Source organism: Methylomonas sp. MgM2, from assembly GCF_054172045.1.
This window is the reverse complement of record NZ_JBSYXO010000011.1, coordinates 63762-90135: the sequence shown is the minus strand read 5'-3', so window position 1 is coordinate 90135 and position 26374 is coordinate 63762. Positions and strand designations below refer to the sequence as shown.

Sequence of the window (26374 nt, the reverse complement as noted above, 5' to 3'; positions counted from 1 at the left end):
ATTATTGATTAAAAATCCGCTCGCATAGCGCGGGTAGTTTCGGCGGTTTCGATGGCTTCGCCGCCGAAGTGATCTTGGCTTCCGCGCTAAACCACCATTCCAGGCTGGCGTCACAGCCGTCGCCTTCAGGCGCCGGGTCTTGCATCAAGCAATGGGGGCTCCGGTCCGGGCATTTCAAACGCACATGGAAATGATCGTCATGTTTCCACCAGGGGCGTATTTTCCGCAGCCATACTTTCGAAGCGGCATCGCGCCGTTTGCACAGGTCTCGCTTAATAGTAGGGTTGACAAAAATACGGTCCACGTCCGGGTTGCTTGCGGCGATTTGCAGGATCCTCTTTTGCGCCCGTGTCCATCGATGATAATCCAGATTCTCGGTTGTCGCGTCGAGCATTGAAGGGGCCGTCCAGTTTTCGCGTTCATTTTGACTGAGTAAACGGTTATTCCGTTCATCTAATACCAAGAACCATATATCGGCGTCCAGCCCTGTTTGATGACTGCGGTGGCCGCTAGGAGTCGGGCCTCCGCGCGGTTGGCCTAAGTCGCCGATTAATAGCGTGCCCAGTCCTTCTTCAACAGCGTCCTGTCCTAGTTGTCGAATGAATCGAATCAGCGATGGATGGCCATAAAAGCGGTTGCGCGAGATGCGCATAACTTGATAGCCCGTGCCGGATAACGGCAAGGCCACTGCTCCACTGATGCAGCCGTTAGAATAAGTGCCAACGCTTTCTGCCGTGGAACCGATCGTAGGCGCAGCAAAGTGCGACCAGCCTGCCGCGTTATCGTTGGCATGGCTTTTTGAGCTTAAAGCCGCCGCAACTAAGCTGAATAGAATCAACCGGGTTTTGTTCGTTGTCTGCATTATTGTCAACGTGCAATGGGAAGGTGGGTGAGGGCAGATGATACCGCCGTACGGGCACGAGAGAAAATCTTTTAGCCTGATTGGCTGGGCGAGCGTTTTATAAGAGGGGGCAAGGTCGTCCCTGCCCGGACAAAAGCGCTTTCCTTATGCGATTATCCGGGGTGATTCCTTGGCATCGTAATTTTCCATGTTCACGGGGGAGAGAACTTAAAATCCCTGACACCTATCCTCTTAAAGCTAGAGTCGTGCCAATTTTCAGTCGAGCCGACTTTCCTGGAATTTCGGGATGATGCCTGGAATTTTGTTATGAAAACTGTGTTATTTAATGGTTTAAATAGTGTTATTTGACGCAGTAATTTAAAAGGATGCATTGCTTTAACCGGCTTCCCGTCATTTCGGGGATAATAATTGAATACTTCAAGCTTCGCTGCTTTTCCCATATGTCGCCTAATCGACGCCAGTCTAAAAAACAGCCCAAATATTCTGTGCTAACGCGTATCAAGCGAACCATTGTTTATGGCTTTTTATTTGGGGTGATAGCTTCGGTCGCACTAGTGAGCTTGTTTCGATTCGTTTCGCCACCCGCTTCGGCTTTCATGCTATATGATCATGTCGATGATCTGGTTTCGGGCAAGAAATATAGAGCTGTCGATCAGCAATGGGTGAGCCGCTCGCAAATTTCAAAACACGCTTTTGTCGCAGTGATCGCGGCGGAAGATCAGCGCTTTTATCAGCACCACGGCTTTGACTTGGACGCTATTTATAAGGCGTACAAACACAATATGAAAGGTGGAAAACTGCGCGGAGCCAGCACTATAAGCCAACAGGTCGCAAAAAATTTATTTTTGACTCCCTCGAAAAGCTTTTTTCGAAAAGCTCTCGAAGCTTGGTTTACCTTGTTAATCGAATGTCTATGGAGCAAAAATCGAATTTTGGAGATATACCTAAATATTGCCGAGTTCGGCGATCATTTGTATGGCATCGAGGCGGCAAGCCGCCACTATTTCCGGATTCCCGCCAAACGGCTTTCGGCTCGTCAGTCCGCGCTGCTGGCGGCAACATTGCCCAATCCGGCCATGCTGAAAGCCGAAAACCCCAGTCCTTATGTATTGAAGCGTCAGAACTGGATTTTAAGGCAAATGCGCAATTTGAGTTATTAAAACACAGAGTTATTCGGCCTCATCATTGTTCTGATTATCCGTCTCTAAATTTTGCAGATAGCCCGATTGGTCGGAAATCAGCTCTTTTAAATATCTGTATAGCAGGCGGCACGATTTGGGCGGTTTGTCTTCTTTCAGTTCTTTTTGCGCGTTGCGCTGTAACTGCCGCAAACGTTGGCTGTCGGCTTCCGGATATTCGGCAATGAAAAGCGTTAATTGGCGGTTTCCGCCATCTTCGAGTAACAGGTCACGCCACCGCTCCGCTTGATGATGCTGTCTGACTGCGTGAGCGCTTTTATTCTTCATGCGCGCTAACGTTTCCTTTATGGCATCGGTATCCAGAGTCCTGAACTGCGCCGTAATATATTTTAATAGACGTTTACGCGCGGCGTTTTTGCCCATTTTTCCCGCATCCAATAATGAGTCCTCAATTCCATCGGGCAAATGAAACTCGGCGATTTGAGCGGGCGCTAGTTCGCATATTTCTTCAGCCATCGCAAAAATGGCAGCTATTTCTCTTTTTAGCTGACTTTTGTTAGGGCGGATAGCGTAGTACTCAATCTCCTCATCCTCGTCGTCGAAATATTCTTCTTCAATCATTTCAAACCATTGCGATTAAAAAAAACACAAATATTACAACCATACCGAGAGGCAAAGCGACGCTTAACCAATCGGTCGGCGATTCTTTACTCCTGGCAAGCGCTGACTTTATCCCGGGCCGCATCCACAGTAATAACAAAATTGCTAACGCGCCGAGAATGAGGTTTTCTAGAGTTGCCATAGCTACGCCATTTCAAGGAGTGGGGAATTAAGACAGGAAATAAAGAGCAAATGACATTCTAACAAACCTTTAGGCTTAAACGGGCAGACTTGCCGCGAAATATTAAAAAATGAATCTACAATGATGTCTAAATTATTCTTTTTGCGAGTTAAGTAGGTTGTGCACAGGGCTTGTGGATAACTCGGTGGATAAAGTGTCGAAACGAGTGTTAACACCTCGGAGTTTTCGAAAATTAGATAAATTGTATAAAGGTTGTAAAATGATATTTATTCATAAAAATCATTATGTTATAACTAATCCAACTTGAATCGATTCAGTCGGAATGCAAAGTATCTTATTATTTGAACAGTCAATAAGAAATTGTGTATAAGCTTCTGACCAACGATTAAAAATTCAACATTTTTTCGGCTCTAAAGTTCTAACTCTGCGTTGTATTTGCGATAATCCTGCGTTTTTTATCGAGTTGACACATGTGGTTTAAGAATCTCGCGGTTTATCGTTTTACCGAACCTTTTACACTGACTGCAGATGCTTTGCTGCAAAAATTGCAGTTGCAGCCGTTCCGGCCTTGTGAAGCGCATGCTGAATTTAGTTTCGGCTGGACTTCGCCGTTAGGCAAATATTCAGACGCACTCGTCCATGCAAATAACGGGTTCTTCATGGTCTGCGGGAAAAAGGAGGAGAAAGTCATTCCGGCCTCCGTCATCAATGAAATGTTGCAAGAAAAGGTCGAGAACATTGAAGAGCGGGAAGCACGTAAGGTCACCGGCAAAGAACGCACCCGTCTCAAGGATGAACTGATTTTTGAACTGCTACCCCGAGCCTTTTCGTTTTCGCGCAAGACGTATGCGTATATCGATAGCCAAAGGGGATGGTTGGTGGTGGATGCGGCGTCTCCCAAAAAGGCTGAAGACCTACTGAGTCTATTGCGTAAATGTTTGGGTTCGTTACCGGTTGTACCCATTGGCGCATCGGTAAAAGCTTCGCCAATTATGACCGATTGGTTATTGCATCATAATTCTCCGGATGACATCTTGATCGAGGATGAATGTGAATTGCGTTCGCCCGAAGATGAGGGCGCCATTATTCGCTGCAAGCGGCATGATCTGGCGTTGCCCGAAATCAAAAATCATCTCGATAATGGCAAACAGGTGATTAAGTTGGCAGTAACTTGGGCCGATAGATTATCATGCGTGCTAGACGAAAATCTTTTGGTCAAACGGTTAAAGTTTTTAGATTTGATCCAAGAACAAGCGGCCGAAATCGAAACATTCGACGACGCCGAACAGTTTGACGCCGATTTTTCCATAATGAGCGCGGAACTTGCTCAGTTCTTGCCTCGTCTACTTGAATTATTTAACGCCGAAACCAACGCCTGATGAAACGCATACTGGTATCTTCCATCTTAACATTTGTCACGACTTACGCATCGGCATTGACGCTGCCTGCACCGGATCGCCCTGGTGACGGCATCATCGGTGATCCGCCGCATAAGGCAAAATATGTCGCCGCCAAATATGAAGACACGTTAATCGATATCGCCGTAAAGTTCCATCTGGGGCAAGACGAAATCGTACTGGCCAACCCCAAGGTTGATCGCTGGCTGCCCGGTGCCGGTACGCCGGTTCGAATTCCCACCAGCTTCATACTACCTGATGCTCCGCGCCAAGGCATCGTAGTTAATTTGCCGGAGATGCGAATCTATTATTATCCGAACAGTGCCGAAGTGGTTACTTACGCGGTTGGCATTGGCCGAGAAAATAACTGGAAGACCCCGCTCGGCAGAACCCAGATTGCCGGCAAAATGGAAAACCCTTCGTGGACGCCGCCGCCATCGATAATTGCAGAACATTTGGCCGAGGGCGACGTGCTGGAGCCCTACTATCCGCCCGGGCCCGACAATCCATTGGGCTTGTTCGCCTTTCGCTTAGGCATACCTGGCTATTTGATTCATAGCACGCAGAAAACTAATGGGATCGGGATGCGTGTCAGTCATGGCTGCATGCGTATGTATCCGGCAGACATCGAACGATTCTTCCCTGCCGTCAAGGTTGGAACCGGCGTAAACATTATCAACCAATCCATTAAAGTGGGTTGGCACCACGACACGCTTTATATCGAAGTGTACCCGGAACTGGAAGAAACGCCGGCAACTTTCGAGCAAAGAATACACAAAGCGTTGGACTTGATTCAAAAGGCTAATGGCGGGCAAATGCCGGTCATTAAAGGTTCGATACTGAAAGCGGCTCTAGCTAAGCCTACCGGATTGCCTATTGCCGTTTACGAGCGGCCTACCCGCGAAACGGAGCAAGCAGCGCAAAACTGACAATAAAAAAGCCCGTGAGTCTTTCGACTCACGGGCTTTAATTTAGGCAACTACAAATAATGCTTATTTGTGTTGTGATCTTGCGAACATGCGGTCCAATTTGCTGTTGGTGTCTTGAGCATATTGGGCAGCACGGTTTGCAGCAGCTTCAGCAGCGGCAGCTTTGGCAGATGCTTCAGCAGCGGCAGCTTTAGCAGATGCCGCATCAGCAGATGCGGCAGCAACTTGTGGTTTCAATGAATCGATTTGACCTTGCAGGTTTTCGATATCACCATTGGTAGCGCAACCGGTAGCCAAAGCAGCAACAGCAACAAGTGCGGATAATTTTACAGCTTTCATCATGGTTTTCCCCTTGATTGTGGTTAAAAGACAAAAACAAACGTACGGTGGTAATTCTCCAACATTTGTTGGGAATTTTCCAATACTATTTCACCGTTACCAGCGTTCCTTTTTCAACGTACTGGCTTAGACGATCGATTTGATCGTTCGTTAAAGCAATGCAGCCATGTGTCCAATCAAAAACCTCATGAACACTCAAACTGCCGCTGCCTAGACCGTGTATACCAATTTGGCCTCCTAAATCAGTATTTTGAGGAGGCACTTGTCCAACATATTCAGCCCATACGATGTCATCGTAGGTTTTTCGGTCGATAGCCCCTCTCAGCAACGCCTTTTCGGCGTGTTCCCTATTAGGATACGTTAATCCAAAAAATTTGCGAAATGAACTCTTTTGGTTTATCCAGCCAATCCGATAATTACCTAGCGGCGTAATGTTGTCGCCGCGGTGCTGTTTAGTGCCAGCACCTTTACGCCCGATAACTACATGATCTAACACTTCGAGTGTTTTTTCACCTTTTTTTATCTCGAGGTTTCTGGTTTGAGTATCGATAAGCAGCCAAATATCACGATCGGCAATACTAACACTTGGTGCTAGATAAGAACATAAAATTAAAGTACGAATCAACGTCTTTATCATCATATCTTCTCAGTCTGTTAAAGATTTGGATTTTAGTGTAAGTTAAAGTTTTCAAATGTCGCATTAAAGGTAGACCATGCAAATAAAAACCAATAAAACCACGCCCTACGATGATCAAAAACCAGGTACTTCAGGTTTACGAAAAAAGGTTAAAGTTTTTCAAAAAAATGGCTATTTGCAGAACTTTGTCCAGTCTATTTTCAATAGTTTAGAAGATTTTCAAGGAAAAGTTCTAGTTTTAGGCGGCGACGGCCGATATTTTAATCGTAATGCGATTCAAACGATCATAAAAATGGCGGCAGCTAACGGTTTTGGCGAGCTGATTATTGGTCGAGGCGGCCTACTGTCTACCCCGGCTGCGTCAAACATCATTCGAAAGTATCATGCGTTCGGCGGTATTATTCTTTCGGCCAGTCATAACCCCGGCGGTCCCGATGAAGATTTTGGGATTAAATACAACGTTAACAATGGCGGACCTGCACCGGAAAAATTCACCGACGCCTTGTATCTGAACACCAAAACCATCGATACCTATCGCATTGCCGAATTCGATGATATCGACCTTGACACGATCGGAGAGATACAGCTCGACGGCATAAAAATCCGAATCATAGACCCTGTCGCGGATTACGCCGAATTGATGGCAAAGATTTTTGATTTCGACTTGATCAAGCAAAGTATAGCGGCGGGTTTAATCACCCTGCGTTTTGATGCGATGCATGCCATCACCGGACCCTATGCCAAATACATACTCGAAGACGTATTGGGTGCCGAGTCCGGTTCCGTATTGAACGCCACGCCGCTGGAAGATTTCGGCGGCGGCCATCCTGATCCGAATCTGGTGCATGCCCACGAGCTGGCAAGCATCATGTTCGGGCATAATCCGCCGGCCTTCGGTGCCGCATCCGACGGCGACGGCGACCGAAACATGATCATGGGTGCCAATATTTTTGTGACGCCAAGCGATAGTTTAGCGATCATGGCGGCCAACGCCAAGTTGATTCCCGCCTACGCCAAAGGCATTAGCGGTGTTGCGCGCTCTATGCCGACCAGTCAAGCCGTCGACCGGGTCGCCGACAAATTGAGCCTGCCTTGTTACGAGACACCAACCGGCTGGAAGTTTTTCGGTAACCTGTTGGACGCGGATAAGATCACATTGTGTGGAGAAGAAAGTTTCGGTTCGGGTTCTAATCATGTCAGAGAAAAAGATGGCCTTTGGGCGGTATTATTTTGGTTGAATTTGATCGCGCGCAAGCGTCAGTCGGTCGAAGATATCGTTCGAGAACATTGGGCGAAATTTGGACGCGACATTTATAGCCGACATGATTACGAAGCGGTTGATGCCGAGATTGCGAACGGAATAGTCGGGCATTTGCGCGACCAGTTAAGCGGTTTGCCAGGCAAAAGTTGGGGCGATTATGTCGTCAAATTCGCCGATGAATTCAGTTATACCGACCCCGTCGATAACAGTATCAGCCGTAACCAGGGCCTTCGTATCGGCTTTACCAACGGTTCCCGCATCGTATTCCGCTTATCGGGCACGGGTACCGTGGGAGCAACGTTACGAATTTATCTGGAGCGTTACGCTAAAGATGTGAGGGATCACGATCAAGATGCGCAATTTGCGTTAGCGGATTTGATCGATATCGCCGAACAGTTATGCGAGGTTAAACAACGGACGGGTAGAACCGAACCGACGGTCATTACCTGATTATTGATCGGCATACCCGCCACTGTGAATTTGGGTTGCGCTTAGCAATCCAAATTTTTCCCGGCAGCGAACCAGTGCAACATAGCTTTCGACTTGTCCCGTTTGTAAGCGAAACCAGCGTCAATTCGTTGATCTTTTTGTCGGCTTTTCGTCCGCTCCAGTGTCAGGATGTCTTTAGTTAAAATCCTGCCGGATTTAAACACCCGCATTCCCTCCAAAATCTTAAAGCTAAGCAAAAAGACGTTTACCAAACACCATCTTTTTGACACTTAGTCGTGATACCCCGGACTTAACTCGCGCACTGCGTCGACCATAGCCTTGACGTGCTCCGGATCGATATCAGGCAAGATGCCGTGCCCAAGGTTAAAAACGTGCCCCGAGCCCCGACCGTAGCTTTGCAAAATATGGCCGACTTTGTCTCGAATCACTTCGGGCGGCGCATAAAGAGTGATGGGGTCCATGTTGCCCTGTAATGCAACTTTATTGCCCACCCTGGCTCTGGCATGACCGATGTCGGTTTGCCAATCCAGGCCTAGCGCATCAAATCCCGTTTCCGCCATGGATTCCAGCCATAGCCCGCCGCCTTTGGTGAACAACACGGCCGGGACCTTGCGGTCGTCCTGCGTGGTATTTAACAGTTGTCGAACTTGCGCGGCGTATCGTAACGAGAATTCCAAATAGTCGTCGTGACTCAGCATACCGCCCCAGGTATCGAAAATCATTACGGCATCGGCTCCTGCGGCGATTTGCGCATTCAGATAAGCGGCAACGGATTGAGCTAACGTATCCAGCATCCGATGCATTAGCAGCGGTTGCTCGAACATCATGCCTTTGACTTTCTGAAAATTTTTGCTGCTTTTGCCTTCGACCATATAGGTCGCCAACGTCCAAGGGCTGCCGGAAAAGCCGATTAACGGCACGCGTCCCTTTAGATTGGTTTTGATCAAACGCACGGCGTCCACGACATAGCGTAATTCCGCTTCAGGGTCGGGAATCGGTAATTTCGCGACATCGGCACCGGTTCGAACCGGATGCGCAAACTGCGGGCCTTCTCCTTCGGCGAAGGACAAGCCCAACCCCATGGCGTCGGGGATCGTCAGAATGTCGGAAAATAAAATCGCCGCATCGAAATTAAAGCGGTCCAAGGGTTGTAGGGTCACCTCGCATGCTAGCTCGGGATTGGTGCACAGTTGCATGAAGCTGCCTGCTTTTGCGCGTACTTCCCGGTATTCAGGCAGATAGCGTCCTGCCTGCCGCATCATCCACACCGGCGTGCGCTCGATGGGCTGTCTTAAAAGGGCTCGAAGAAATAAATCGTTTTTTAATGGTGTCATTGCTCTAAAAGGTTCCGGACTTGGGCGTGGAGAATGGGGCCGCGGAGTTATTTGATATAAGCATTATTTGCGGCGAAGGCTTTCTTTTTGAATATATTTGAAGCGTTTGACTATGCCTTGATTAAATTCGTCCGGCATAGTCGATTTACTTTTTAAGGCATCGGTTGCCGATTGAAATGAGCCGAAAATCAACACATATTTTTCCTGGCCGCGCTTGCCTATGGTGTAGTACTTCAGGTTATCCCGATATTCGGCATGTTGGCGCATGAAGCGATCAACCGACTTTTTATATGACAGCACCATGAGTTGTACCGTGTAATTATTGGCGGGCTGCGCCATGATCCATTCGGTATCGCCGCGGTCGGTTTCCATCCGGGCCTGTTCTGCAGTGGAGTCGGCCGGCTTTGCTTGAACGATTGGTTTTGCAGGTTCCAAAGCCTCCGGCTCGGAGGGCTCGGTTTGTTCGGATGCCGAGCCGATTTCAGGCCGGCTTGCCGTTGCTTCTAACTCGACTTTGGGTGTTGCCGTTGTTGCGGTTTTTGCATCCGGTTCTATCGGCGTTTCGGTCAGAATATCGACTGCGATATTTTGGTCCGTGGTGTCGTCGGCTCCGGACGTTTCGGGTATCTCCGGGGCGATGGCCAATCTGTCTTCCTTCTGTGTCTCGATTGCAATGCCCGGCTCGGTTTCTTGGTAGATCGCAGGTGCCGGAACGGTTGTATCGGCGTAATTCCTTGCATGCCCGGAAACGGGACCGGGCGTCTGGCTAACGGCTTCGGTTGCGGTTTCTTCGCCTTGAGGCGGCAACAAATCTTTCGCAATATATCCGAAAGCACCCACGATGAGTCCCGCTCCTAGCCAGAACCCGAGTTTGCGGTTATGCCTGCTTTGGGATTGTCCGGCCTTAGGCAGCTCGGCGAGGATCTTTCCGGGTATACCTTGGGTCTTGCGATAAAGCTGTTCGACCAGTGTGTCGGTAATGGCATCGAACGATAACATCGCGCCGTGCCGGGCGGACAAATTCTGTAGATATTCCATACATTGCCGCTGGTTAAGGGGCGGCAATTCGATGAAATGGCAGGAGTCGACCGCTCGATCGGAATCGGTCTTATGCTGAAACTCGTCATAATTCATCGCAAAAACCAAGCGCAGGCCGGGCAATGAATCGGCAAAATCGATCAGTTCTCCAATCAAACCGGGAACCAGATTGCCGGCATCGTCAATCATCAGCACGACTTTTTGCCTTTCGCACAAGGCCCTCAGCGACTGGAGATCGAAGCCGGTAACGGCGCTGTTCAAATTTAGAAATTGGCTCAACAGTGTAAGGACGGTTTCGAAACTCAAAGCGGACGATCCCTGTAACAGGCAGACCGGCCAGACTTCTTCACGGCTGGCCCGCAGAGTCTTCAACAGCGTGGTTTTTCCGATACCCTCAGGCCCGCAAACGATTAACGATTGCCGTAGATTCGTCAGCAAATGAATCAGCAAATCCAATTTCTGCGAACGGTCCGTCGTCAGTAACGCGCGCCCCGATTGTATTGTTTCGCCAAATGGGGGAGGTCTTGTAATTCGACCGTAGCTTAGGTCGTCGTTATCCGGCATATTCGGTCAAAGTCGCTTGCAGTTGAGCTAGCTCGACGTTCACCGGCAAAGAAGCCTTGCCTAGCGCTTCGAGCAGGATGACACGGATCTTTCCGTCTACATTTTTTTTGTCGACCGCCATCAAATCGACATATTGCTCGGGAGCCATGTCCGCCGGAGGGGTGACGGGTAAATTAGCCGCTTTAAACAAGGCAACGGTGCGGGCGACGTCGGCATCGTTCAGCCAGCCGAGACGGCGGGACAAATCCGCGGCGAAACAAGTACCGATTGCCACCGCTTCTCCGTGCAAATAATGGCCGTATCCGCTGCCGGTTTCGATGGCATGCCCGAAGGTATGGCCTAAATTTAGCGTGGCTCGCACACCGGATTCGAATTCATCTTCACCGACGACTTGCGCCTTATTCATGCAGGAACGTTCGATCGCATATGCCAGGGCTTCTTTGTCGCGTGCCAATAATGCCGGCATGTTCGCTTCCAGCCATCCTAGAAAATCCGGATCGCGGATCAGGCCGTACTTGATAACTTCGGCCAGGCCGGCCGATAATTGCCTGTCGTCGAGCGTGTCGAGCACGTCGGCATCGGCGATGACGCACAGGGGCTGATAAAAGGCCCCGATCATGTTTTTACCCAAAGGGTGATTGACGCCGGTTTTGCCGCCGACGGAAGAATCCACCTGAGCGAGCAATGTGGTCGGAATTTGGATGAAGGCGATGCCGCGTTGATAACAGGCGGCCGCGAAGCCGCCCATGTCGCCGACCACGCCGCCCCCTAATGCAATCAACGTCGAGTTTCGGCTAAATTTTTTCGCCAGCAGTTGATCGAAAATTTTTTCGAGATATTGCAAGTTTTTGTACTGCTCGCCGTCCGGCAATATCACGGTTTCGACTTGGTAATCAGTCAAAGCCGCTTGAATTTTTGCTAAATATAAAGGAGCAATCGTTTCGTTACTAACGATGGCCACTTGTTTAGAGCGGATGTGTCGCTTGACTAGATCGGATTGCTCGAGTAACCCGGAGCCGATATAGATCGGGTAGCTGCGACCGTCATTCAGTTCAACTTGCAATACTTTCATGATTTTCCAGTGCGGCTTGATATTGCTGCAAAATAGTTTTTACCACGATTTTTCCGGGCAGGTTACCGGAATCGATTTTAAAGTCCGCGCATTCCAAATAGAGCGGTTCGCGCTGGGTCAACAGCGTTTGCAAGCGTTCGCGCGGGTTTTCGGTGCGCAACAACGGCCGCTGAGTATCGTTTCTGGTTCTATATAAAATTTTGTCTATAGAGCATTGCAGATATACGACAAAACCGTTGCTTTTCAAGGCTTCGCGATTTTCCGGTTTGAGTATGGAACCGCCACCGGTCGCCATGACGATGCCCGGGATCGCGGTGAGTTGCCGGATAACAGTTTGTTCCCTTAAACGGAAACCTTCTTCACCTTCATAGGAAAAAATGGTCGGAATGTCGACGCCCATGCTGTCTTCGATGACTCTATCGCTATCGTAAAACGGCCAACGCAGAGATTTCGCAAGCTGTCTGCCGATGGTGGTTTTTCCGACGCCCATCAGACCAATCAGATAGATGCTTTGCAGTTTTTTCATCGATAGCGGTTCATGGCTTGCAAAACCATACATTATGCCCAGTTTTTATTCAGGAATAAAATTGCAGCCCGGATAGCGATAGTCGATATCAAGCAAATTGCTCGGCAATTTGGGTTTGAATGGTCTCCGCCATGACTTTACGGTCGGCTGCATCCCGAATCGGTCTTCCTACCACGATGTAGTCGGCGCCGTTTCGAATGGCTTGTTCCACGCTGACGGCACGTTTTTGATCATCGTCTTCACGGTTGTCCACAGGGCGGATGCCGGGTGTGATCACCAGCAATTTTTGTCCTAATTCTTCACGGATCATCGACACCTCCAGACCCGACGAAACGATGCCGTCACAACCGATTTGTAGCGCCCGTTTGGCCCGAGACAATACTAGCGCCTTAACGTCGCAATGAAAGCCCAAGTCGTCCAAATCCCCTCTATCCAGACTCGTTAACGCGGTTACCGCCAATACTTTCAAATTGCCTTTGGCTTGAGCCGCCGCTTCCATGATCGAATCGTTGCCGTGTATCGTGGCCAAGTCGACGCCTTTCCCGCTCAGGGCTTTGATGGCGCGGCCCACGGTGGCGGGAATATCGAAAAACTTAAGATCGACGAACACTTTTTTGTTTCGCGATTTCAGCCATTCGATAAAGCCGAAATAATCGCCGGACATAAATAACTCCATGCCCACCTTATAAAAAATGACCGAGTCGCCCAACTCGTCTACCAATGCTTTGGCCTCCTCTATGCTCGGAACGTCCAAAGCCATGATCAGTCGTTCGCGACAGGGGATGGGTTTGTTGGAAATGAATGTTTCGCTCATGTGGGATATTCCGTAGGCACGCAAAAATATGAGCGATTTTAGACGATATTAGGTCTGCTCGTCTTGTCGAAGTCGATCATGCCTAGGCGCCGCGTTTCCGATTATTAACCTCAATAAGCGAAATTACCGGTCAAATCGAACAATGCGGTGTTGTTGGAATCGACTTGAAAATTTAACGCGTTGACGTTTAATTCGGAGTTGTGCAATACGAAGGCGAAAACCATGAAACCGCAAATCAACGCGGCGAGCTTGAGCAATCTGTAAGGCCTTAATGGAAAGTTAAATAAATACTCGATAGCGTACGCAAGACATAAAAGCCGGAATAAAAATATAAGCGGGAAGTGGGTATCGGATAACAATACTGTTGCTACTGCGAAAAAAGAAATTAAAAGATCCTGCGTGGAAAATGAAAATACGCTGCGGCGCGTTACTCTAATACCTATAAAAATCACCAGCATCAAGCAAGTCAAATAAATATTAACCGACAGGTCGATATAGGAATTATCTAAATGGTCGCTGGTTAAGATAAATCCTGAAAAAGTCGCGGTGATATAAATGCATAACTTAACGATCGACTTAATTAATGGCGCATTCAATAAAAAAACCAGCGACACGGATAAGCCTAAACTGATCCAAAAAAAGAGTTCCGCTTTGTTAAATAAATTGATCGATTTAAACATGACCAAAATCATCGCGCATAAATAGAGCAAAAGTGCAAACTCTATATAAAGTCGAGCTCCCCAATATAGCCAATCAAAGCGTCTTAATAGGCTTCTGCGCCGGTCATGGGAATTAACTTCCGGCCGCAATTGCCAGTCGGACTGGTCCGCCCAATAGAAAAATGCCAATATCAAAATGCAAATTAATACATAGGTACCGAAAACGGCAAAATCGCTTTGGTAGCGTAATGTAAATGCGGCGAGTAAAAAAATTGCTTGGGTAGCGTAAATGCAGGAGACGGCTTCGGCATGCGTGAAGCCATGCGCCAATAATCGATGATGGATGTGTCTTTTGTCCGGAGCAAACGGCGATTTGCCGATATAAAGGCGCTGCCCCATTACCATTACCGTATCTAAAACGGGTAAACCTAACAACAATAACGGCAAACCGGGGTTTAGCGTGATATAGACATTTTCGACTAAGTAAATGCATAAAAATGCCGCCATAAAACCGATAAACTGGCTGCCGGTGTCGCCCATGAATACGACGGCCGGATGACTGTTAAATCGTAGGAACCCCAAAATACCGCCGATTAAAGCTAAGGCAATTAACGCCAGATCTTTTCCTCCGACATGGTTCGAGAAAAAGGCAACTGCAGCCAACGTCATCAACATAACGCCTGCCGCCAAGCCGTCTAAACCGTCCGACAAGTTAACCGCATTGGTAACGCCAACCACAAAAATAACCGTCAAAGGATAGGTGATCCATAAAGGCGCGTCGTCCAAGCCGGCGAATGGCAGGCAACGCAAATAGATGCCCTTATATAAAACAAAAACGACGGCAATGAATTGACCGAAAAATTTCCATTTATAATTCAATTCGAATATATCGTCCAATAAGCCGAATAATACGATAACGGAACCGCCAACCAATAGGCTGCTGAACGGTTCGGCAAATGGCGCAAGAATGGCGATTGTGACTAAGGTTGCGAACGATAAGCCTAGTCCGCCGCAGCGTGGAGTGGATTGCTTATGGACTTTACGGTCATCCGGCTCGTCCAGCATGCCTAAATATCCCGCCGATTTAATCAAAACCGGCATTAACAGCACGCTGATTACGGTGGCTAAAGTAAAACTTAAAAATAATTCCATTTCGTAATGCCTGTATAAGCCGCTATCGCTATACCTGATATACCGAGCGGAAAATTAGCTTCGCTCGTTTTGACGCGGTCAGCGTAATAGTCAAAAACTTCATTCTCTCGCGGAGGGAAAAACGGCTTTAACCTTTGCGGTCCTCCTCTAGACAGGAAATATAGTCTTAATCGGGCAAAATAACTTTAGCCGGAACGATTTCCTTGCCGGGTAGATATTCCGGTAAGACCTTAACTAAATCTTGCATAAACGCCTGCAAACGTTTGTCCGCCAACTCGATATTCTGGCCTTTATCCAGCGATGTAACCAAGCGAACCAACGCACCGTCGGTTCTGTGCATCGTCAGAGCGTCGTAGAACAAGTACCACTTCATTAAATACTCATCGGTAATCGAGCGGCCACGTTGTTGGAACCAGTAATAAACAAGTTGCTTATACTCGCCTTTCTCGATGACGGCCCTGTTGATCTGTAAAGGCGTACCTTGAATCCGCAAATCGGGAAAACTGCGTTGTTCGAAGCTGGTGATTTGCCAACCGTCGCCGGGAATGCAGCTACGCGGCGAATGAACCGAAGCGCCTTCACGTTGCGACTCGTAATAAGCGGAATACAGATTAACCGGAACGTTGGTATCGGGAGCCAGGTAATTGACCACAATGTAATCGGTCAATTTCAATGTGTCGATGTATTTCTGCTCGATATAATCACGTCGCCCTTGCCATGCATCTAGCTGCATCGGGAAATTAAGGAAAGCCTTGCGTTGCGGAATGATTTCCTCGCCGCCTCGAGCATATTGTCCGGCGATGCCAAATGCGACAATCAGGCCGAGTACTGCATATACGGACTTATTCAAATAAAAGCCCATTTGCGCTTTGCCGGCGTTAAGAAACCACTCTTCAGGCAATTGCACCAATTCGGAGAATCCGGTTTTTTGGCCATTTAAGCGTGAGAACAACCACATCTCGATAAACAGCAAAACCATGCACAACAAGAACACGGCCCAGCCTTCGAAATCGTGCAAAAAGCCTTCCGCCATTTCTGTGCCCCAGATATTCACCAGCAAACCGATTACGCCAATGCGGAAGCTGTTCATGAAAATGGTCAACGGAATCGAGGACAAAAACACCAATACCTTTTGCCAGAACGGGCCTTTAAACAGGTACGCGCATAAGAATGATAAGCTAGCGAGCGGAAATAGATAACGTAAGCCGCTGCAAGCATCGACAACCTGCAATTTATAGCCGCCTAAGTCGATCACGTTGCCTTCCAGATATACCATGATGTCGCAAGCGCGGATGAACTCGACGCCCAGCCAAGAGGAAATTAATTGCAGTTTGGAGGAAAGGTTGTTGATAAAGAATTGCGGGAAAGGCACCATGAATACCAAAAATAGAAGAGGTACCCAAAACCGTTTTAGTCCGTTAAGGCCAAATGCAGCTGTAAAAACACCTATCACCGCTATGATAAAAGCATAGTGTTGAAATGCCTGGATGGTTGCTAATCCGCCGAGCACGAACAACGCCATGCCAAATAGCAGAATCACTAAGCCTAAGATTGATGCGCGAAAATTTTTAACAAAACTAAGTTCTTGGCGACGAACCCAGATTAAATAGACGCTAATCAACGGAATAAAAAATCCGTGACTGTATTCTTCTTGGTTGACCCATATGTTGACCATTTCGGTCAAGCTTTCGTGAAATACTAAGCAAATCAATAAAAGAGATGCGCCCCATGACGCAAGAGTTATGAATATTTGATCATTCTTATTTTTTAATTGTAAGTCCATTGTGAGATGCTCTAATCGGCTAGACGAATAATTCCGAGGCTATTGATAAAAATATCTGATTACTTATAACCTTGAGTCAACTTAGTTCAAGTAAGCTCCCTACTCGAGTCATGATGCTCTGGTTTTGGATTAATAAATCTCAGACCTGGAAATCTGAAAACTTTCAAAGCAAACGTAATTATGCTTGGAAGCGACGCCTGGATTTGTTTTGTAACCATTTGATAATGACTGGTTTAAATTTTTTCAAGTTAACTGAGGTTCGTAAGTAATCAGATAAAAAATAATTGGCTGAATCATGTGTCGGTCATGGACCAATTACTTACGCTGATTGTTTTTTACATTCGTTTTAAAGTTAACAATATTAATCAAGAAAGCATTTGTCTAATCACTGCCCACAAGAATAATGGCGTAGAAACAAAATTCCGCTTCCAAAGCCGTCTGGGCTCTCTTAATAGCCGAGGAAGCCATTCCAATCCTAAACGACACATCCATAGCGGCGCTCGCTTTTTTGTGCCGGCATAGAAGTCGAATACAGCCCCTATTGCCCCTATGAAATTAACATCCAAGCGATTTTTATTAGCTAAAATCCATTTCTCCTGTTTGGGAGCAGTCATACCCACCCAAAGTATATTCGCTTTAGAGCTGTTGATGACCGATACCATAAGACTGTTATCAATATCGGAAAACTCCGGTTTAAATGGAGGAGAGTAGGTGCCACAGATCTCGATATTTTGAAATTCATTTGCTACACGCTTAACTAATTTGTCTAAGACATCTTGAGTGGAGCCAAGGAAAAACATTCTGACATTACCTTGCGCATTACATCGTTTTAAAACCTCAAGAAAAAATTCAGAGCCAGCTACTCTTTCACTCATAGGCAAATGCAAAAGTCTTGCAGCAAGTAAAATTCCTGCTCCGTCGGGAGTTAATATGTCCGCCTGATGAAGTGCCTCAGCGAATTTTCGGTCCGACTTTGCTTCGACGAGCGAATGCGGATTGGCGCAAGCCATATAATGCGATTGAGCGTCGCTATTTATAATTTGCATTGCAAGGTCCGCGTCTCTTTTTAAACCCGAGTTGCTAATCAAATAACCCAAGATATTAATTGTCGAATTCATAAGTTTATTTTACAGATTCCCGATAAGCTTGAAATAGCGGTTTTAAAACGCTAACGGGTATATAATTTTTAACAGCATTTAAGCAAGGTACTCCCTTGTAAATATCTAAATTTGTAAAACAATCAATTAAGGCATCAGAAAAACCGTCAACGCTAAAATCCTTTGAAATTTGACCGTTGACGCCGGGTATGACGATTTTACCGACCTCGCCAGTGTTAGTGGTGGCGACGGGAATACCGCAACCTAATGCTTCTAAAACGCAACGGGGCATTCCTTCGTAATCGGATGAAAGGACAAGAAGATCGCTTCCTTGAAGATATCTTGCCACTAATTGATTTGGCATTATCCCTGTAAACGTTATCGCATGAGATATCCCAATACGTTTAGCTTCGTCCTGAATTTGCTGTTTTAATACTCCATCGCCAATTATTAATAGATGTGCATTTCCATGTATTGCCAACGTATTGCGGAAAGCATTAATAAGTCTTAATGGATTTTTTTGACTATCTATTCTACCGACAAATACGGCGAGTTTGACATTTTCAGGTATTTCGTATTTTTCTTTTAGTTCTTTACGTATTAATAGTTTTTGATGAGTGTCGGCATAAAAAAAAATATCAGGGTTCATCCATGTTGGTAGAAATTCAAATCTATCCGAGATTGACGGAAATCGTGCTTTATAATTTGCAACGCCTTTTTCATGGACACAATATAAACGGTTAAACTGAGGTATTAACCAATTCTCTAACTTAAAATAAATGCTTGGTATGTGCTTCCACCGAATATCAGAGTTACCGTTTTTTATTACATTCATATTCTGATGTATGATACAAAACTTCGGGGCAGTGATACTTATATAGGGTATCAATGGTTCGATTCTATGGAATTGCAATATATCGAATTTATGACTTGGTTTTTTTAATAGCAATGGTATAAGGTGCTTTAATATGGCTGGAAAAAATGATTGTTTTCCAGGTTTTTTTAGGCAAAGGACCGGAAAAAAATTAAAGGGTTTATCGCTTATTTTGCAGATAGTCCATTTACCAACTGGTCGCGAAAGAGGGTCGGTAGTTGCACCTAATATTGAAAACTCGAAATCTGCCGGGGCGGAACGTATTATGTCTCTAATACAGGTATCGATACCACCGGGAATTATTCCGACTGGGTCGGCTGGATATATTATAGAAACCTTAATCATTCGTGTTGTTGATATGTTTAAACAGGCACATTAATTATCATCTACCAAAAAGTTAATCAGCAATTATCACAAAGTATGACAAAAAGCGTTCAGATATTGCAAATAAATACTGAACTGTTGCCAGCACCTATCTAACTACGTAGTTTACGCCTACAGCTTTGCACCTTTAATGTGTAAATCTTGTGAACCAGAGTTCGATATGATCTTTGCCGGAATGCCGGCAACAGTGACTCCAGGCTCTTCGAAGCTTTTATTAACAACCGCATTTGCCCCGATTGAAATATCATTAGCTAACCTTATGGCTCCAAATATTTTTGCTCCAGGCCCTATATAGCAGTTATCTCCAATGACAGGAACTTGTTCCGGTCTGCCGGCTTGTGCACCTATGTTGACACACACATGTATGCGGCAATTAGCGCCGACTCTTACTCCTTTGTTGACGACAATAGTTCCTCGATGAGCAATTGATAAACCTGGGCCAAACACGTTAATAGGAATTGTAAATCCTAACTTCACAGATAGCTTTACAAGCCTGTATTTCGCAAATGCACGTAGGAATTTGTTACAGTTACAATTGGTCAAATATTCCGTTTTACGAAGCAACCTTTGAAATCGCCAAATGTCATTAAATAGGTAGTTCTTTAGTGTTTTCTCGCAATTAAGCGATACTCGGTCTGCTTCAATATAATATAAATAATCGGCGCGGCTTTTTATCATGGCAAAGGAATGTCTTTTATCATTGCTTTTATTAAAAAATTAACAATACGTGGCTATAAATAAAAAACGACCTTGTATAATTTTCAAGTGACCTTTCAATATTTTATAACTATCGGTTAGTTAAATTTGATAGCGGCGAAAACACATATTATCCTATGTTTTTAAAATTAATTAATTTTTTCTGCTTTCTTGTATAAATTGTTGTAGTCGTTTACGTATCGTTCCAATGAGTAATGCTCACAAGCGAATAATTGGCCTCGTTTCGCTATTTCTTTAGCAAAACTATTGTCTTCAATAAGAGATATAATAGCCAGTGCCGCTTGTTCCGGGTTTGCCGGTTCGACCAAAATGCCATTTATTCGGTCCTCTATGATCTCGTCAGTTCCGCCTCCTCTGCTGGCGATAACCGGTATGCCAGCGACCATGCTCTCAATCACTGCATTGGGTGAACCTTCTCCGAATTTTTCCGCGGTCAATAAAATGCTGATATCCAGTAACTGTATGAGTTGATCTACATCGCTACGGAATCCTGTTATTAAGATATTGTCATCTAATCCTAGAGAATGGATATGATTTTCGAGTTGTGTTTTAGTGGAGTCCGGCGCGTCACCGATTAAAAGAAAAACAGCAGACGGATAATGCGACAAAACCAGTTTTGCAGTTTTAATAAGCGTGGCGTGGTCTTTTTTGGGGCTAATTGAAGCGATCATACCTATTTTATAGCTCCATCGATTCAATTGTAATTGTGTCGCTATTCGCTGTTGAATTTCCTGATTTTTAACAAATCTATTGAAATCAACACCGTTACGTATAATAAAAAAATTTCTCCGCATCTTATCAAATCGATTATCGAATCCTATCTTTGAATTTGATACAAAAAAGTCAGAAAAATAGGAAAAAAATTGATTGCATGCCCAATAAATCATATTTTCGTCTCTGGCTGTACGCAATGACGAGCAAATAATCGGTGTGTTGGTGATTATTCCTGCAAGAATGCCAATTAGGCTCCCTAAGTTAAGAAACGTGTGAATAATGCCGATATCGTTTTTTACTATAAAACAAATGGTTTTGAAAATGGGTGATGCATCAAATTTGAAACGCCGCTCGAAGCACGTTACCGGAATGCCGAGAGCTTCGATAACAGGATAATATCCGTTGTCATTGCGTTCGGCTGTGATAATAAATATGTTATAAATACTGGTATCCAAGCCTTTTATCAATTCTACAAGCTGTCTTTCAGCGCCGCCCGGTCTAAGACTCGGCGTGACAAATAACAAGTTTTTCATAGCGGAGGCCAATTACAAAAAATGCCATAAGGAGTATTATTGAGTGAGCTGTTATGTGTTTTTTATTTTCGAAATAAAACTTATCAATTCGTTGCTTAAGATTTTTGGATCGTGTTTAATGCGCACATAATCAAAACAGTTTTGACTAATTACTCTATACGCTTCTGAAGGCATCTCCCAAAACTCGGTAATTGCAGTGATTAAGTCGGAATCAGATCTACCGGAAAAACCGAGATTGTTATTTTTAATTATTTGATCAGGATCGACTTTTTCTCGTGTTATCACAGGAGTACCGACTGAAAACGCTTCCAAAAAAGTGTTTGAAAAGCCTTCCACTTCCGAGGTGTTTACAAGTGCGATCGCCGAGTTTAAAAAATCTAAAATATTACTGTTATTAATGTGACCAACAAATTCAACATTTTGAAGTTTCGTTAGCTTGTCATATGCTAATTGCGTATTTTTATCCATTCTAGCGTTAGGAGCTCCAGCAACTTTGAAGCGTACATGCTCAATGCTGCTAGCCAAAAAATAAAGAAGCGGTAAGTTTTTCTGCCATCGAAAATTTCCGACCCATGCGATATATGACCGAGCTTGTTTGTTATTTGGTTCAATATTCGTTTTACAAAAAAAAGGATTGTATAGTTTTAGATTCGGCTTTGACGGGTATCTTTTTGATAAAGTGTCATATTGATATTGGTTTTGACATATATATCCGCAAGCGAATTTTAAACCGAGATGGAACGAGACTAGCTCATAGCGTTTTAACGATCGATTTTGTTCTTCAACATCCAAGTCACTTACTACACGGTATAAAAATGGCACATTTAATAGCTTGCATATCAATGAGATAAGGCCTGTATCGAGGCTGGCGCAGCCTTGAATGAATATATCTGGCTTAAGCCTTTTTATGCAAAAAAATAGTTTCGGCATAATATAGTAAATATATTTTATATACTTTATGCCTTTGTATTTTTGATCGTACGCGCCAACCATTTTGAAAGATGTGCTGTGTTTTTCATTCGCAGACTGTTCATCTGTAAGCAAATAGATATCAATATAGTTTAATTCTAAACCTGTTATCCAATTAAGAAGTTCAACTGGCCAGCCGCCGATGGCAGTATTTTCGTTTCTGATAATTTCAGGTATTCGAAAGTCTATAAATGCGATTTTCATTGGCTCGCTTTGATGATGTTGTTTTAATGGATAATTCATGTGCGAAGGCGTGGCCTACAGCAATGTAAGACCAAGCAAAGAACCATGGTTTATATAAGTTCACGAAGAAGAGGCCTACCATAAGTGCTACAAGGCCGGAAGCGAATCCGCAAAGTATAATTGCATCGGTATTTGTATGACAAAACTTTCTCGCTTCCAACAGGAACTTAAAGCTTTTGTACCAAAAAAGTATAAATAAAAATGCCCCAATTACACCCAGTTCAATTAAATATTGTAAAAACGTGTTATGTGCCGCCAATCCCGTAGCGCTCTTAAATGCAGTCCAGCCGGCACCAAATATCGGTGCTTTTAACCACATCTCATAACCTAAAGTCCATAAATAAGTTCTTCCGGCGCTTGCTTGCGTTACGTTTATTTTTTTCTCCCCGAGAAAAGAGAAGCGTTGAACAATTAATTCGGTATAGTTGTCAGGTAATACATTCCAAAATATTATTCCGCACAAAGGTATGCTGATAGATAAAAGTATTTTGTATCCGGTTCCCGTGTGCTTTCTTATTAAGAATAAAAAGGTCAATAAACCAATTGCCAGCGCCAGAACCCCGCCTCGTGAGGATGTAATTATGATTGCTAATATTGCAGCGAAAGCGCAGCAAAGATAGATTAGCTTATATTTTGTTTTAGAAATTAAAAACGATGTAATAAGCGGGGTATAAAGTGCAAATATCAGGGCAGTTTGGTTTGGCTCACCAAACGCGCCTCGAGGCCTATTTTTTTCTTGTTCATCAAACCCAAACAAACTTATTGAGTTTGATATGCCATCTAATACGGTTAGCGATCCGGCAATGCCAATTACTATAACCATAATGAAAATTAGCGGTCTGCCGCCATTTTTATAGAAATAAAAATAATAAAAAACGATATAACAGGCTAGGCTGTCGAGCAATATATTCTTGATGCTAATTATGGCTTCTGGGTAATTAAATTTACGGGTGTTTTCTAGATAAGGTATTGCTATGGAAATTGCGCCATAAAAGACGATTAATACCAATATTATTTTGCATGATCTTACATTTGCGCTGGAGGGAATCTTTCCTGGTCCAAACAGACCTGTAAGTGACATAGAAAATAATAGGTAAAGAATCATGTTTTTAAAGCTGAGTCCTTGGCTAAATGCACTCTCTAGATGTATTCCAGATTCAAGAACCAATTCAATATATAGTGCGCATAATAAGAATGTGTACTTGTTCACTTGTGAATTTTAGAAATAAAAAGAGAGGAGTGTGGTTCAATCGTGATTTTGTCTTTATTGGTGAGCGACTCCTCTGCGATTGTCCCATTTGGGTTTAATTTAATTATTGATCGATAGTCAGGGTGGTGGTCTATATCGTTTTTTTCGGATGTGGGATTTACGAACACAAAGCCACGTTCGAATTCTCTAGCGTATATGTTAATTGATATATTTTTGTTTTTGCCGAGCGGCTTACCAAAGTCGAAGTTTTTATATATATTAAGCCATGATATTCTTTTATAGTCGCCATTTTGCCTATTGTAATCAAAACCAAACAGTGTAAATGGCGGCGTTGATCGCTTGGCTAGCAAATATGATCCTAATGCATATTGAAGGATTTGATTGAAGTTTACGGAATTACCCTTCGAGTCGTATCCGGATTCATTTTCGTTTAAGTCGGTGTGGCTAAGATAAGCGATGGAAGAGTTATGTATTTTTTCAGGTAAATTAATTTGTCTTAGCCAGTCTTCGATTGGGAAAAACTGAGCATCACCTCGCCCCCAACTGACTACAAAAGCGCCCTCATCGAAAACAATATCAGGAGGGTTTTTCGATTTGTCTAACTCAATCCATGCTTTTTCTCCTGTCGAAAGGCGAGAGTTAGTTCTATTTGGCATAACTAACTGGCCTTTGCTGTGTAATTCTTCAGTTACTTTAGCTAAGAACTGATTTAATGCAATATCCCAAGAGCTTGCATCAGGATATTTCTCGGACTGGACGTATAACATTTTCTTTAATGTGCTTGTGTTAAAGGTTGCACAATTGTCTATCATTAGTCCATCCGCTTTCCAAGGCCTGTTTATTATGTCGGCCGATGTAGCATTAAGCCAGAATTGCTGAAACTCTGGATTACCAAAGTCTAGCTGATAACTGTGATAATTTACTGTGCTTCGGAGTCTCATGCCAACTTTATTGACTAAGAACCAGTCTTCGTGTTTGTCTATGCTGTCGCTATTACTGCTATTTATCGTATTTAACCTTCCAATGTTATTGAGATAGTAGGGAGATAAGTGGTCGGTGTTATCTGAAACTTGGGGGCCGTTTTGATATAACAGAATTGCTAAGTCTTTGTTATGTGCTTTTAATGTGGTCCATGTGTTATCGGTGATGTTTTTATATCGAAACCGGTCTACGACAATTAGATCGAAATTCGATACAGGAATTGAATCCATAGGAGTTAATTTTTTCCCACCGCCCAAGTAAATTAGAAATGTATTGATAAACTTGTTGTTAAGAGTTGACAGAGATAATGCGTTGATGGGATTAATTAATAATAGTATCGTTATAACTATTTGTGAGGTCTTATTCATTTGTGTCCCCCGTTTTTTATTCTCATGAGCAATAATATGTCAATAATAAAATTTAATCTATTCGGCACTAGCTTACAAAATAAAAATCGTAAAGCGTTAACGTTAACAACGTTTACAAATAATATAATATATATAAATAGCGCCACGGTCATTGCCGCGATCGAATTTAATATAGGATTTGAACTTATCCATATTTTGTAGTTAGAGGCATATAATGAGATCGTAAATGAAGAAATGAGAAAGAATATTTCTGATATAGGAAATCTTGCGTTTATTTTTTTCTTCAGTAAAAATATGCCATAAATACCCGAAATAATAGCACTGGTGATTGGCGCTAAGGCTACCAGGTTAATATCACCACTCATAGCCGCGCTTATAGATAGAGGAACAAGAACAATGGTTTCAAAAAAAGTCATTTTAAACCGCGCTATCGATGAGCAGGACACAAGTACGGTTCGACCTATTACGATTGTTCGCATAATGTCCGGGATTATTTTAAAACATAGAATTGCGGCTGGAATACTTGCGCTTTGATAATTGTTGTCGGTTACCACTTGTATGTATACTGGAACTAAGCTAATCGAGATTAACGCAATAGGCGTGCTTATATACATTGCGCTTCTGATTAATAAGTCAAACGTATCTTTGAGTGCAGTTTTCGAAACGGCCGCTTTTTGAGATAATTCTGGAGTTAGTACCGCATCTATTTGTTGAACAAACGACCATATCATTTCACCAAGTCGTTGTGCAACATAGTAAATACCTAGTGATTCGGTACTCATGAACGTAGCAATGGCTATTTGGTCTCCTTGCCTGCGAAGTAACATCAATCCGCTTTCCAGGTAATAAGGCCACGATTCCTTTATAATTTCAATAAGTTTTACATTAGGTAATGGAGATATATCTTTTACAAGGTTGCCTTGCATGAATCGCGTAAAAATAAAAGATAGGAAAGAGACAACTGAAAGAGCGCTTGCAATCTCATCTGCGCGGGTATTTAGATTTAAAATTAATATTAAAGATGGCAACAGTATTGCTTTTCCGATATTCAAATAAGTTATGGCTTTCACTTTTTTTGCGGCCAATAATATTTCTCTTTGCGAAGCATTCATGCACTCAAATGCTGCTCCAATTGAGAACATTAATATACCTGTTTTTGTCAGCAGTCTTAATTCGTTTGTGAAGCTATGGGTGTATGATATTAAAAAGAAACATATTCCAAATAGAAATCCGGAGCTATAAGCTAGTAATAGAATTTTTCGGATCAGTGCCTTAGCATAAAGTTGATCTGTACACAAGAGAGCTGGGATTTTCTTCATTATGTAAGCTTGAATGCCAAATCCAAAAAAAACGTGCGATAAATTTGTTACTAAATAATAAATAGGTATTATGGATAACTCGTCCGGAGAAAAATTTCTCGTATAATAAAAAAGCGCTCCAAAGGTGATTATCTTTTGGAGGATGGTTCCACTAAATAATATGGTTACATTTTTTACGATTAAGGGTTTCACTCGGAGCTTAGGCTG

General features: G+C 44.1%; 24 protein-coding genes. 5 read left to right on the top strand and 19 right to left on the bottom strand.

All coding sequences use genetic code 11. The features are described 5' to 3' along the window. Window position 1: 1 nt before the first annotated feature. Window positions 2-862 (bottom strand): penicillin-insensitive murein endopeptidase, encoded by an 861-nt coding sequence (gene mepA, locus ACW73I_RS10650; RefSeq protein WP_458029289.1) that lies wholly within the window; start codon window positions 860-862, stop codon window positions 2-4. A 440-nt stretch (window positions 863-1302) separates the two neighbouring features. On the opposite strand from mepA, the gene mtgA reads away from it, so the two are divergent. After that, window positions 1303-2022: a monofunctional biosynthetic peptidoglycan transglycosylase gene (gene mtgA, locus ACW73I_RS10645; protein WP_458029288.1), complete on the top strand. Its 720-nt coding sequence runs from the start codon at window positions 1303-1305 to the stop codon at window positions 2020-2022. A gap of 9 nt (window positions 2023-2031) precedes the next feature. Here the strand turns inward: mtgA and yjgA are convergent, their stop codons facing one another. After that, on the bottom strand, window positions 2032-2622 hold the full coding sequence (gene yjgA, locus ACW73I_RS10640; protein WP_458029286.1) for a ribosome biogenesis factor YjgA: 591 nt from the start codon (window positions 2620-2622) through the stop codon (window positions 2032-2034). 651 nt (window positions 2623-3273) lie between these two features. On the opposite strand from yjgA, the gene rdgC reads away from it, so the two are divergent. Together rdgC and ACW73I_RS10630 are read left to right on the top strand one after the other, a co-directional pair. Continuing rightward, entirely contained in the window at window positions 3274-4182 is a 909-nt protein-coding gene (gene rdgC, locus ACW73I_RS10635) for a recombination-associated protein RdgC (RefSeq protein WP_458029285.1), read from the top strand. Further along, window positions 4182-5129, top strand: a complete 948-nt coding sequence (locus ACW73I_RS10630; protein ID WP_458029284.1) for a L,D-transpeptidase family protein — start codon at window positions 4182-4184, stop codon at window positions 5127-5129. Before rdgC ends, ACW73I_RS10630 begins: the two co-directional genes overlap by 1 nt. A gap of 63 nt (window positions 5130-5192) precedes the next feature. Here ACW73I_RS10630 and ACW73I_RS10625 read toward each other — a convergent pair whose 3' ends face one another. Continuing rightward, a complete protein-coding gene (locus tag ACW73I_RS10625) occupies window positions 5193-5471 on the bottom strand; it encodes an Lpp/OprI family alanine-zipper lipoprotein (RefSeq protein ID WP_458029283.1) in 279 nt (92 codons plus the stop codon). 82 nt (window positions 5472-5553) lie between these two features. Next, a complete protein-coding gene (locus ACW73I_RS10620; protein ID WP_458029282.1) occupies window positions 5554-6108 on the bottom strand; it encodes a L,D-transpeptidase family protein in 555 nt (184 codons plus the stop codon). A gap of 73 nt (window positions 6109-6181) precedes the next feature. Here ACW73I_RS10620 and ACW73I_RS10615 point away from each other — a divergent pair, with 73 nt between their 5' ends. Next, window positions 6182-7816, top strand: coding sequence for an alpha-D-glucose phosphate-specific phosphoglucomutase (locus ACW73I_RS10615; protein WP_458029281.1), 1635 nt, complete (start codon window positions 6182-6184; stop codon window positions 7814-7816). 269 nt (window positions 7817-8085) lie between these two features. Here ACW73I_RS10615 and hemE read toward each other — a convergent pair whose 3' ends face one another. The 9 genes from hemE to ACW73I_RS10570 all read right to left on the bottom strand — a co-directional run bounded on the left by hemE (window position 8086) and on the right by ACW73I_RS10570 (window position 18690). Continuing rightward, the gene (gene hemE, locus ACW73I_RS10610) at window positions 8086-9150 is read right to left on the bottom strand and encodes a uroporphyrinogen decarboxylase (RefSeq protein ID WP_458029280.1); all 1065 of its coding nucleotides are present in this window, start codon (window positions 9148-9150) and stop codon (window positions 8086-8088) included. A 63-nt stretch (window positions 9151-9213) separates the two neighbouring features. After that, entirely contained in the window at window positions 9214-10644 is a 1431-nt protein-coding gene (locus ACW73I_RS10605) for an AAA family ATPase (RefSeq protein ID WP_458029279.1), read from the bottom strand. A 97-nt stretch (window positions 10645-10741) separates the two neighbouring features. Next, window positions 10742-11824, bottom strand: a complete 1083-nt coding sequence (gene aroB, locus ACW73I_RS10600) for a 3-dehydroquinate synthase (RefSeq protein ID WP_458029277.1) — start codon at window positions 11822-11824, stop codon at window positions 10742-10744. Then, window positions 11805-12350 carry a shikimate kinase gene (locus ACW73I_RS10595; protein ID WP_458029276.1) on the bottom strand — a complete coding sequence of 182 codons (546 nt, stop codon included), beginning with the start codon at window positions 12348-12350 and terminating at the stop codon, window positions 11805-11807. Before ACW73I_RS10595 ends, aroB begins: the two co-directional genes overlap by 20 nt. An 88-nt stretch (window positions 12351-12438) precedes the next feature. Then, entirely contained in the window at window positions 12439-13164 is a 726-nt protein-coding gene (pyrF, locus tag ACW73I_RS10590; RefSeq protein WP_458029275.1) for an orotidine-5'-phosphate decarboxylase, read from the bottom strand. 110 nt (window positions 13165-13274) lie between these two features. Beyond that, window positions 13275-14975 (bottom strand): glycosyltransferase family 4 protein, encoded by a 1701-nt coding sequence (locus ACW73I_RS10585; protein WP_458029274.1) that lies wholly within the window; start codon window positions 14973-14975, stop codon window positions 13275-13277. Window positions 14976-15141: 166 nt separating this feature from the next. Further along, window positions 15142-16758: a VPLPA-CTERM-specific exosortase XrtD gene (gene xrtD / locus ACW73I_RS10580; protein WP_458029273.1), complete on the bottom strand. Its 1617-nt coding sequence runs from the start codon at window positions 16756-16758 to the stop codon at window positions 15142-15144. A 365-nt stretch (window positions 16759-17123) separates the two neighbouring features. Then, complete coding sequence (locus ACW73I_RS10575) at window positions 17124-17876, bottom strand: WecB/TagA/CpsF family glycosyltransferase (RefSeq protein WP_458029272.1); 753 nt, start codon at window positions 17874-17876, stop codon at window positions 17124-17126. Window positions 17877-17880: 4 nt separating this feature from the next. Further along, window positions 17881-18690 carry a glycosyltransferase family 4 protein gene (locus ACW73I_RS10570; protein ID WP_458029271.1) on the bottom strand — a complete coding sequence of 270 codons (810 nt, stop codon included), beginning with the start codon at window positions 18688-18690 and terminating at the stop codon, window positions 17881-17883. 133 nt (window positions 18691-18823) lie between these two features. Between ACW73I_RS10570 and ACW73I_RS10565 the strand changes: the two genes are divergently transcribed. After that, window positions 18824-19108 (top strand): hypothetical protein, encoded by a 285-nt coding sequence (locus ACW73I_RS10565; protein ID WP_458029270.1) that lies wholly within the window; start codon window positions 18824-18826, stop codon window positions 19106-19108. A 116-nt stretch (window positions 19109-19224) separates the two neighbouring features. Here the strand turns inward: ACW73I_RS10565 and ACW73I_RS10560 are convergent, their stop codons facing one another. From ACW73I_RS10560 to ACW73I_RS10535, 6 genes are all read right to left on the bottom strand, one after another. After that, on the bottom strand, window positions 19225-19791 hold the full coding sequence (locus ACW73I_RS10560) for a serine O-acetyltransferase (protein WP_458029269.1): 567 nt from the start codon (window positions 19789-19791) through the stop codon (window positions 19225-19227). A 167-nt stretch (window positions 19792-19958) separates the two neighbouring features. Further along, window positions 19959-21077 carry a glycosyltransferase gene (locus tag ACW73I_RS10555; RefSeq protein WP_458029268.1) on the bottom strand — a complete coding sequence of 373 codons (1119 nt, stop codon included), beginning with the start codon at window positions 21075-21077 and terminating at the stop codon, window positions 19959-19961. Between the two features lie 51 nt (window positions 21078-21128). Continuing rightward, window positions 21129-22250 (bottom strand): glycosyltransferase family 4 protein, encoded by a 1122-nt coding sequence (locus ACW73I_RS10550; RefSeq protein ID WP_458029267.1) that lies wholly within the window; start codon window positions 22248-22250, stop codon window positions 21129-21131. Then, window positions 22216-23394 carry an O-antigen ligase family protein gene (locus tag ACW73I_RS10545; protein WP_458029266.1) on the bottom strand — a complete coding sequence of 393 codons (1179 nt, stop codon included), beginning with the start codon at window positions 23392-23394 and terminating at the stop codon, window positions 22216-22218. Before ACW73I_RS10545 ends, ACW73I_RS10550 begins: the two co-directional genes overlap by 35 nt. A 101-nt stretch (window positions 23395-23495) precedes the next feature. Further along, window positions 23496-24848, bottom strand: a complete 1353-nt coding sequence (locus ACW73I_RS10540) for a putative glycoside hydrolase (RefSeq protein WP_458029265.1) — start codon at window positions 24846-24848, stop codon at window positions 23496-23498. Further along, window positions 24845-26359 (bottom strand): lipopolysaccharide biosynthesis protein, encoded by a 1515-nt coding sequence (locus ACW73I_RS10535; RefSeq protein ID WP_458029264.1) that lies wholly within the window; start codon window positions 26357-26359, stop codon window positions 24845-24847. The genes ACW73I_RS10540 and ACW73I_RS10535 overlap by 4 nt, the downstream gene beginning before the upstream one ends. Between the last annotated feature and the right edge of the window lie 15 nt (window positions 26360-26374).

Excerpts from the sequence above, each read along its gene's own strand:
- mepA (WP_458029289.1), bottom strand. The coding sequence starts at position 862 with ATGCAGACAACGAACAAAACCCGGTTGATTCTATTCAGCTTAGTTGCG.
- mtgA (WP_458029288.1), top strand. The coding sequence starts at position 1,303 with ATGTCGCCTAATCGACGCCAGTCTAAAAAACAGCCCAAATATTCTGTG.
- yjgA (WP_458029286.1), bottom strand. The coding sequence starts at position 2,622 with ATGATTGAAGAAGAATATTTCGACGACGAGGATGAGGAGATTGAGTAC.
- rdgC (WP_458029285.1), top strand. The coding sequence starts at position 3,274 with ATGTGGTTTAAGAATCTCGCGGTTTATCGTTTTACCGAACCTTTTACA.
- ACW73I_RS10630 (WP_458029284.1), top strand. The coding sequence starts at position 4,182 with ATGAAACGCATACTGGTATCTTCCATCTTAACATTTGTCACGACTTAC.
- ACW73I_RS10625 (WP_458029283.1), bottom strand. The coding sequence starts at position 5,471 with ATGATGAAAGCTGTAAAATTATCCGCACTTGTTGCTGTTGCTGCTTTG.
- ACW73I_RS10620 (WP_458029282.1), bottom strand. The coding sequence starts at position 6,108 with ATGATGATAAAGACGTTGATTCGTACTTTAATTTTATGTTCTTATCTA.
- ACW73I_RS10615 (WP_458029281.1), top strand. The coding sequence starts at position 6,182 with ATGCAAATAAAAACCAATAAAACCACGCCCTACGATGATCAAAAACCA.
- hemE (WP_458029280.1), bottom strand. The coding sequence starts at position 9,150 with ATGACACCATTAAAAAACGATTTATTTCTTCGAGCCCTTTTAAGACAG.
- aroB (WP_458029277.1), bottom strand. The coding sequence starts at position 11,824 with ATGAAAGTATTGCAAGTTGAACTGAATGACGGTCGCAGCTACCCGATC.
- ACW73I_RS10595 (WP_458029276.1), bottom strand. The coding sequence starts at position 12,350 with ATGAAAAAACTGCAAAGCATCTATCTGATTGGTCTGATGGGCGTCGGA.
- pyrF (WP_458029275.1), bottom strand. The coding sequence starts at position 13,164 with ATGAGCGAAACATTCATTTCCAACAAACCCATCCCCTGTCGCGAACGA.
- ACW73I_RS10585 (WP_458029274.1), bottom strand. The coding sequence starts at position 14,975 with ATGGAATTATTTTTAAGTTTTACTTTAGCCACCGTAATCAGCGTGCTG.
- xrtD (WP_458029273.1), bottom strand. The coding sequence starts at position 16,758 with ATGGACTTACAATTAAAAAATAAGAATGATCAAATATTCATAACTCTT.
- ACW73I_RS10575 (WP_458029272.1), bottom strand. The coding sequence starts at position 17,876 with ATGAATTCGACAATTAATATCTTGGGTTATTTGATTAGCAACTCGGGT.
- ACW73I_RS10570 (WP_458029271.1), bottom strand. The coding sequence starts at position 18,690 with ATGAATGTAATAAAAAACGGTAACTCTGATATTCGGTGGAAGCACATA.
- ACW73I_RS10565 (WP_458029270.1), top strand. The coding sequence starts at position 18,824 with ATGGCTGGAAAAAATGATTGTTTTCCAGGTTTTTTTAGGCAAAGGACC.
- ACW73I_RS10560 (WP_458029269.1), bottom strand. The coding sequence starts at position 19,791 with ATGATAAAAAGCCGCGCCGATTATTTATATTATATTGAAGCAGACCGA.
- ACW73I_RS10555 (WP_458029268.1), bottom strand. The coding sequence starts at position 21,077 with ATGAAAAACTTGTTATTTGTCACGCCGAGTCTTAGACCGGGCGGCGCT.
- ACW73I_RS10550 (WP_458029267.1), bottom strand. The coding sequence starts at position 22,250 with ATGAAAATCGCATTTATAGACTTTCGAATACCTGAAATTATCAGAAAC.
- ACW73I_RS10545 (WP_458029266.1), bottom strand. The coding sequence starts at position 23,394 with ATGATTCTTTACCTATTATTTTCTATGTCACTTACAGGTCTGTTTGGA.
- ACW73I_RS10540 (WP_458029265.1), bottom strand. The coding sequence starts at position 24,848 with ATGAATAAGACCTCACAAATAGTTATAACGATACTATTATTAATTAAT.